The following is a 7,747-nucleotide window of genomic DNA, read 5'->3' on the forward strand; positions in this document are numbered from 1 at the left end:
ATAGCGGCATCTAGTTTTAAATTTATTGCATTATTGCCATTTTTAAAGCTTAATGTATCCACTTTCACACTTGGATTTTTCTCTAAAATTTGACCAAATATTTGATCAAAATTTAACCCATCAAGCACACTTTTATCGCCATTTGTGCTACTTAGCTTATCAAGTACCTTATTTATCGCAGGGACGTTGATATTTGATAGCTTGCTCTCAAAGGCAAAATCTGTATATTTTAGCTTGCTTACACTTACTGCACCTATCTTTATCACATCATTTGAGCTGCCAAGATCGTTTGAAATTTCAAATTTTGACTTATAGTCAAAGTCATCAACCACGATATCACCCTCGCTTTCAGACAAAAGGGCGACTTTTTTAAATTTGGCATTTGCAACATACGGAGATATTTTGCTTTCAAATATCTTTGAAAGCTCAACTGGCGTTGTATAGGCTGTATCTATATAAATTCCCTCGGCCTCAATGCTATCTTTATACTCGTCATAGCTTTTAAATGCGATCTTAGCTATCTCGATATTGCCACTATTAAGGTTATATTTTTTGTCCACTTTCAAGGCAAATTTGAAATCTTTTGTAAGAAATTTGTTTGTCTTTTTGTCATTAAAATCAATATCGCTAAATTTCACACTTATATCTTTATCGCCAGCCAAAGTTGCCTTTGTCTTTGCGGTTGCAACGACATTTGAGCCCAAAAATGTGGCTGCGATATTTTTGATCATATCGTTTTGGATAGAAACTTTTGAGTTGATCTCAAAGCCATTTAAAAAGGCAAGCACTGAGTGTGATATCGTGCTCTCTACTTTAAATTTCAAATCCTCATCAAGCTCTTCGCCAGTGATATTGTAAAAAAGATCCTTTGAAACGATAAGATCAAACGAGCCATTTGAGCCAAAAAGCCCTTTTTCATACTTGTTTTCAGAAACCTTAAAACCTTTTATGTCATTTAGCTTATCAACAGTCCTTTGATAATGCTCCTCTACTTTATTTGAAGCGATATAAGCAGCTCCAACTGCAACCACGATAACTACGATTAGAGCAGATATCACCTTTTTCATGCTTTTCTCCTTTTTGTAATGTGTTGTAAAAACAACCAGATGCCTAACAACAAGCCAACCATGGCAAGTGGCATGATATAGCCATGCTCGCCAAGATAATTGCTCACACCCATAAAATAATCCCCTGCTTTATAGCTTGCAAGACCGACGATCACCGCCCAAAGCACTGAAGAGATCAAATTTATAACGCTAAATTTATAAAAAGAGTATTTTGTAAGTCCAAGCGCGATAGGCACCAAAGTTTTGACGCCATAGATAAATTTCTTGATAAATATTATCTTATCACCGTGCTTCTTTGCCAAAATTCCAGCGTAGGCAAGCTTTCTTTTGTGATTTTTTACATAAGGCATAAGTGAGCTTTTATTAAACCTTGCGACGTAAAAGATCAAAGTATCGCCGATCGTGTTTGCCACGGCAGCGACGATTATGCTAAGAGTGATGTCCATTTTGCCTGCAAAGCTTAATATTCCAGCGGCGATAAGTGCTACCATGCCACCACCAAGGCTGTAAAAAAACAGCACAACGTAGCCGTAAGTTGAGATTGAGTTTATAATATCTTGCATTATTGGCCTAGAAGTTTAGATGGTGCGCCGATTAGTTGCTCGTATGCGTAGCCGCTTTGTTTTAAAATTTCATCCTTTGCGCTGATGACTGCTCCGCCAAAGCTAGCCCCAGCGAAAAATCCGTCGTTTGCAGCGTAAGCGTAGATGTCGCTTGAAAATTTAAAGTCGCTTACTTTACTATAATTGCGTCCGATGTCACCAAACGCCACCGAAAGCTTCGTATCAAGCGTGATCTTGGCGTCTTTTATGTCGTAGATGATGCTATCTTTAAATATAAATAGCACAAGCGAGCTATCTTCGTAACCAAGCTGGATGCCGATACTGCCGCCACTTATGCTAACTGGTAAAATTTCAGTTGGCGAATTTAGATTGCCAACGACCATTATACCGTCGCCGCCCATACCGCCAACTACAAAGCCTATTTTTTTCACGCTTGGAAAGATGATCGCCGCTTTTGACTGCTCGATGAGCTCTTTTATAGGGGCATTTCTAGCGCCTCTCATCGTCGTTAAAAACGAATTTGCCGAATTTAACACAAGCTCCTCGCTGGCAAAGCCAAGCGAGAAAAACATTATTAATGATAAAAGAAATTTCATATTTAGCCGTTATTTCGCAAAATCAACAGCGCGAGTTTCTCTTATAACGCTTACTTTGATCTCACCAGGGTACTGCACCTTGCTCTCGATCTCTTGAGCGATCTCTTTTGCCACAAGCACGGCTTCATCGTCATTTATGAGTTTAGCGTTTGCGATGACGCGGATCTCACGGCCAGCGTTGATCGCGTAGGCTTGTTTGATGCCCTCTTTGCTTTTTGCGATGTTTTCGATCTCTTCGACACGTTTTAGGAAGCTCTCAAGCACCTCACGTCTTGCTCCTGGACGAGCTGCACTTAGTGCGTCAGCTGCGCAAACAGCGGCACTTTCTATGCTTGTCGCCTCTTCGTGGCCGTGGTGAGCATAGATAGCATTGATAACAACTGGATGCTCTTTGTAGCGTTTGCAAATTTCAGCACCAAGATCGACGTGGCTGCCCTCGTACTCATGAGTTAGCGCTTTGCCAATATCGTGAAGTATGCCAGCTCTTTTTGCCAGCTTCTCATCTCCGCCAGTCTCAGCTGCTATGATGCCAGCAAGGTGAGCTACTTCAAGGCTGTGTGCAAGGGCGTTTTGGCCGTAGCTAGCTCTAAATTTAAGCTTGCCTATTAGTTTTACTATCTCTGGATGAATTTTATTTAAACCAAGGTCCATAACGATATTCTCGCCCTCTTCTTGTATGCTTTGTTCAAATTCTTCAGTCACTTTTTTGTGAAGGTCCTCTATCCTCGCAGGCTGAATTCTGCCGTCCTCCACCAAAAGCTCGATCACTCTTGTAGCGATCGCACGTCTATAAAGGTTGAAGCTACTTAGTATGATCGCATGCGGCGTATCGTCGATAATGATATCAACGCCAAGCACCATTTCAAGGGTCTTGATATTGCGTCCCTCTTTACCGATGATCCTGCCTTTTAACTCGTCATTTTTGATATTTACAACGTTTATTAGGCGCTCTGCTGCAAATTCTCCAGCAAATCTCGACGTAGCCTGCGCCAAAATGTAATTAACCCTCTTTTTAGCCTCTCTTTTGGCCTCTTCTTCGTACTTTCTAACGATATGAGCGATGTCAGCACGTGACTTCTCCTCGACCTTTTTAAGCACGACCTCCCTTGCCTCTTCCTCTGTTAGGCCAGCTGCGTGCTCAAGGACTTTGATCGCCTCTTCTACCTTATTTTTATAGGTAGCTTTTAAATTTAAGCCCTCTTCATAAGTGATCTTTGCGTCTTGCTTCTCTTTTTCAAAAAGCTCTTTGTTTTCGCTTAAAATCTCTTGTTCATTTAGTAAAATTTTCTCTTTTTTGGTTAGCTCATCAAATTTACTTGCGTACTCTTTTTGCAGCTTTGTAGTCTTGTCGTCATATCTTTTTTTAGCTTCAAATTCAGCCTCTTGGACTGAAATTTTAGAGTTTTTAAGCGTTAGCTCAGCTTCGTACTCGATAGCTTTTGCTTTTGCTTTTGCTTGCTCCAAAAAAATGTTGTAGTTGGCATCATTTATCTTTTTTGCATAAAGATACCCTGCTCCAATGCCCGCGGCACCGGCTCCTAAGCCTATTAAAACCTCTATCATTTATTCCTCTTTTTATATAATTTTTGCTTGGGGTTATATAAAAGTCTCCCACCACATCGTGCGCCTGTGAGAGCACATCTTTGGTGTAAAAGTCTTTTATCTCTAAGAAAACTATCAGTTTTGGCTTGACGGGCAAAGTGTCAAAAAACCTATCGTAAAATCCTTTTCCGTGCCCTATCCTCGCCATAGCTCCATCAACCCCAATCGCTGGAACTACCGCCATATCAAGTCTTACATTATCCATTTTTCTGCCAGAAGGCTCTCTGACGTGAAATTTATAAGTGACAAATGGCAGTCGCAATCTTACCATTTTTAAACTAAGACCTACCATAAAAGGGGCAAAAATTTCACATCTTCGTGATAAATTTCTTCTCATTTTAAGCACTTCGACCTCGTAATCAAGCGGCAAATAGAGCAAAACTTTCTTAGAATTTGTAAAATTTATCAAATTTAAAAGCGTTTTTGTAGCTTGGTAGTGTGAGCATTTAGCCTTAAATTTAGCAAGTCTCATCAAATTTGCTCTTGCATTTTTTCTAAATTCATTTTTTTCTAAATTAACGCTCATTTTATGCTCTTTCTTGTATAATCCCGAGATCTTATCTCAAAGGAAATTTATGACACTAAAACGAGCAATTATAACATCACTTTGCCTTTTTGCATTTTTTGGATGCGGCGATGATTCGAGTAAAAAAAGCGAGCAAAAGCCAAGTGAGCAAGCCGTAGAAAGTAAAAATTTAACAGAAAAAAACATCACCAAAGATGAAAACACGAGCAAAGAGACGCCAGCTGTAAAAACTAGCGAAAACACGCAAAATGCTCAAAACACCCAAAGCAGCGATGCAAAAGAGACAAATGAGATAAATTTAAAGCTCATAAGTGGCAGCACGATGCAAGTAACCAAAAGAAGCAATGGCTTTGACGTAAAAGATGGCAAAAAAGCGACACTTTACGTATTTTTCGCCACTTGGTGCCCGCCTTGCAAGGCTGAGATCCCACACCTAAACAACCTAAGTGAGAAATTTAAAAACGAGCTAAACATCGTTGGCGTCTTGCTTGAAGACAAGAGTGAGGATGAAGTAAAAGAATTTGCACAAAAATATAAGATCAAATACGACATCGCAGTTGGCGAGGGAAATTTCTTATTTGAAAAGGCGATGGGCGGCATCAAAGGACTCCCTGCATCTGCGCTCTTTAAAGCAAATGGCGACTACGCTCAAGGCTACATCGGTCTTGTGCCTGAAGAGATGCTTGAAACTGACATAAATAAGGCTATAAAATAATGCTTGAGTTTTTAAAAAGAGGCTTTGAAAAGACCTTTGGAGCGATAAGCTCGGCTAAAAAGTCAAAAAAGATAGACAAAGAGAGCTTGGAAGAAATTTTACTAGAGGCTGACGTGGCTTACGAGATCGTAGAGGAGATTTTATACTACTTGCCGCCACAAGATGAAGTGAGCAGAGCTGATCTTAGACGCGTTATGAGTAGCTATTTCATCTACGAAAAGGAGCGCGTTATCGAGCCTGACAAGCCATTTGTCGATCTCATCCTTGGCGTAAATGGCGCTGGCAAGACGACAACCATCGCAAAGCTAGCAAATTTATATAAAAATAATGGCAAAAGCGTCATTTTGGGCGCTTGCGATACATTTAGAGCTGGGGCGATCGAGCAGCTTCGCCAGTGGTCACTTAGGCTAAATGTGCCAATAGTCGCCACCCAGCAAGGCCACGATCCTTCAGCTGTGGCCTACGACACGATCAGCTCGGCCCTTGCAAAAGGGATCGACCGCGTCATCTTGGACACGGCTGGCAGGCTTCAAAACCAGACAAATTTAGCAAACGAGCTTGATAAGATCGTTCGTATCAGCAAAAAGGCCTACGAAAAGGCGCCTCACCGTAAAATTCTCATCCTTGATGGCACGCAGGGCAACGCTGGTGTCGCACAGGCAAAGGCATTTAACGAGATCGTCTCGCTTGATGGCATCATCATCACAAAGCTTGATGGCACCGCAAAGGGCGGAGCGCTATTTGGCGTGGCAAGAGAGCTTGAGCTACCTATATTTTATATAGGCGTTGGCGAGAGCATGAACGATATCATCAAATTTAACCCAGACGAGTTTTTAGACGAGCTGATGGACGCCATTTTTGAGTAGGGTAAAATTTCTTAGTAAAATTTGCTTTTTCGCTGCACTTTTGGCGATTGATTTTCTTGCATTTACTCCAAAAAGTCCTGCGATCATTGAAAACTCGTGGGACAAAGCAAACCATTTTTTAGCCTTTTTCGTCCTTTATATACTGCTCTACCTTGGCTATGAGTTTAAAATTTTAAAGAATTTAGCCCTACTTTTAGCCTTTGGAGTGCAAATAGAGCTCGTTCAGGCATTTTTACCAAACAGGAGCTTTAGTCTGCTTGACATCGTAGCAGACATGATCGGAGCGGCTTTTGGAGTGATGGTAGTTGAAATTTTAAAAAGGATATATTATGGCAAAAGCAAAGCCAGTTTTTGAGTGTCAAGCGTGTGGAAACCAGCAGGCAAAGTGGCTGGGCAAATGCCCACAATGTGGGGCTTGGGATAGCTTTGTCGAGCTTAGCCAGCAAGAGATAAAGATAAGCAAAGAGATAGCAAAAAGTAGTGGCACGCCTAGCAAAGCCATAAGCATAGACGAAGTTGAAATTCAAAATTTCACGAGATTTAGCACCAAAGATAGTGAGCTAGACCTTGTTCTTGGTGGTGGCGTGGTCGAGGGCTCGCTTGTTTTAATAGGCGGCAGCCCAGGAATTGGCAAATCAACCCTGCTTCTAAAAATCGGCTCAAATTTAGCAAAGGACGGCAAAAAAACGCTCTATGTAAGCGGCGAAGAGAGCCAAAGCCAGATAAAAATGAGAGCTGACAGGCTAAATGCGGTGGATAAAAATTTATACCTGCTAACTGAAATTTGCCTAGAAGATATCCTGCTAGAAGTGCAAAAGAGCGACTACAAGGTGCTTGTGATAGACTCTATACAAACGCTTTATAGCCAAAATATAACCTCCGCTCCAGGCTCGATCACACAGGTTCGCGAGATCACATTTGAGCTGATGAGGCTTGCAAAAAGTCAAAATATCTGCGTTTTCATCATCGGACATATCACCAAAGAGGGCTCGATCGCAGGGCCAAGAGTGCTTGAGCATATGGTCGATGTGGTGCTTTATTTTGAGGGTGATGCAAGCAGAGAGCTTAGAATTTTACGTGGGTTTAAAAACCGCTTTGGCTCGACGAGCGAGGTTGGTATATTTGAGATGAGCCAGCAAGGGCTCGTAAGCGCAAATGAGGTCTCGAGTAAATTTTTCACACGTGGCGGGGCGATGAGTGGCAGTGCGATCACTATCATAATGGAAGGTTCAAGGGCGCTTAGCATAGAAATTCAGGCACTTGTTTGCGAAAGTGCCTATCCAAAACGAAGCTCGACTGGCTTTGAGAAAAACCGCCTAGATATGCTGCTAGCCCTACTTGAGCGAAAGCTTGAAATTCCACTTGGGCACTACGACGTCTTTATAAACGTTTCAGGTGGCGTTAAGATAAGCGAGACTGCGGCCGATCTAGCCGTCATCGCAGCGATAATCAGCAGCTTCAAAAACCGCCCTATCAGCAAAGACAGCGTCTTCATCGGCGAGCTAAGCCTAAATGGCGAGATAAGAGAAATTTTCAACCTCGATCAGCGACTAAAAGAGGCAAAAACGCAGAAATTTAAAAATGCGATCATCCCAAACAAACCGCTTGACACACAAGGCCTAAAGTGCTTTTACGCCAAAGATATCACGCAAGTGCTTGAGTGGATGTAGGGATAGTTTCGGTATGTTTTTTTCGCAAAATGACAGTGATCTACAAAGCTACAAAGAGATAATTTATGCTTTTGTGTCAAGAGATAAAAGATTTTTTAGCGAATATCAAAAAGAACTCACACGAAATTTACCACTTTATCCT

At 41.6% G+C, this 7,747-nt stretch carries 9 protein-coding genes; 4 read left to right on the forward strand and 5 right to left on the reverse strand.

Features of this window, described 5'->3' with window-relative positions; genetic code table 11:
* From Q0296_RS02740 to Q0296_RS02760, 5 genes are all read right to left on the reverse strand, one after another.
* On the reverse strand, positions 1 to 1,067 hold a 1,067-nt coding region (locus tag Q0296_RS02740), incomplete at its 3' end, for a DUF945 family protein (RefSeq protein WP_298036263.1).
* Positions 1,064 to 1,630 (reverse strand): DedA family protein, encoded by a 567-nt coding sequence (locus Q0296_RS02745; protein WP_298036265.1) that lies wholly within the window; start codon positions 1,628 to 1,630, stop codon positions 1,064 to 1,066. The genes Q0296_RS02745 and Q0296_RS02740, both read right to left, overlap by 4 nt.
* Positions 1,630 to 2,226, reverse strand: coding sequence for a lipid-binding SYLF domain-containing protein (locus tag Q0296_RS02750; RefSeq protein ID WP_298036268.1), 597 nt, complete (start codon positions 2,224 to 2,226; stop codon positions 1,630 to 1,632). Before Q0296_RS02750 ends, Q0296_RS02745 begins: the two co-directional genes overlap by 1 nt.
* A gap of 9 nt (positions 2,227 to 2,235) precedes the next feature.
* Positions 2,236 to 3,789, reverse strand: a complete 1,554-nt coding sequence (rny, locus tag Q0296_RS02755) for a ribonuclease Y (protein ID WP_298036270.1) — start codon at positions 3,787 to 3,789, stop codon at positions 2,236 to 2,238.
* On the reverse strand, positions 3,710 to 4,354 hold the full coding sequence (locus Q0296_RS02760) for a 5-formyltetrahydrofolate cyclo-ligase (protein WP_298036273.1): 645 nt from the start codon (positions 4,352 to 4,354) through the stop codon (positions 3,710 to 3,712). Before Q0296_RS02760 ends, rny begins: the two co-directional genes overlap by 80 nt.
* Before the next feature lie 49 nt (positions 4,355 to 4,403).
* On the opposite strand from Q0296_RS02760, the gene Q0296_RS02765 reads away from it, so the two are divergent.
* Genes Q0296_RS02765 through radA form a run of 4 tightly spaced genes read left to right on the forward strand, consistent with a single transcriptional unit; the run spans position 4,404 to position 7,605 of the window.
* The gene (locus Q0296_RS02765) at positions 4,404 to 5,069 is read left to right on the forward strand and encodes a TlpA disulfide reductase family protein (protein ID WP_298036274.1); all 666 of its coding nucleotides are present in this window, start codon (positions 4,404 to 4,406) and stop codon (positions 5,067 to 5,069) included.
* Entirely contained in the window at positions 5,069 to 5,935 is an 867-nt protein-coding gene (gene ftsY / locus Q0296_RS02770; RefSeq protein ID WP_298036277.1) for a signal recognition particle-docking protein FtsY, read from the forward strand. The genes Q0296_RS02765 and ftsY overlap by 1 nt, the downstream gene beginning before the upstream one ends.
* Positions 5,928 to 6,290 (forward strand): VanZ family protein, encoded by a 363-nt coding sequence (locus Q0296_RS02775; protein WP_103569916.1) that lies wholly within the window; start codon positions 5,928 to 5,930, stop codon positions 6,288 to 6,290. The genes ftsY and Q0296_RS02775 overlap by 8 nt, the downstream gene beginning before the upstream one ends.
* Positions 6,265 to 7,605: a DNA repair protein RadA gene (gene radA, locus Q0296_RS02780; RefSeq protein ID WP_298036280.1), complete on the forward strand. Its 1,341-nt coding sequence runs from the start codon at positions 6,265 to 6,267 to the stop codon at positions 7,603 to 7,605. Before Q0296_RS02775 ends, radA begins: the two co-directional genes overlap by 26 nt.
* The last annotated feature ends 142 nt before the right edge of the window (positions 7,606 to 7,747 follow it).

It is taken from the genome of uncultured Campylobacter sp. (genome assembly GCF_937890585.1).
GTDB lineage: Bacteria > Campylobacterota > Campylobacteria > Campylobacterales > Campylobacteraceae > Campylobacter_A.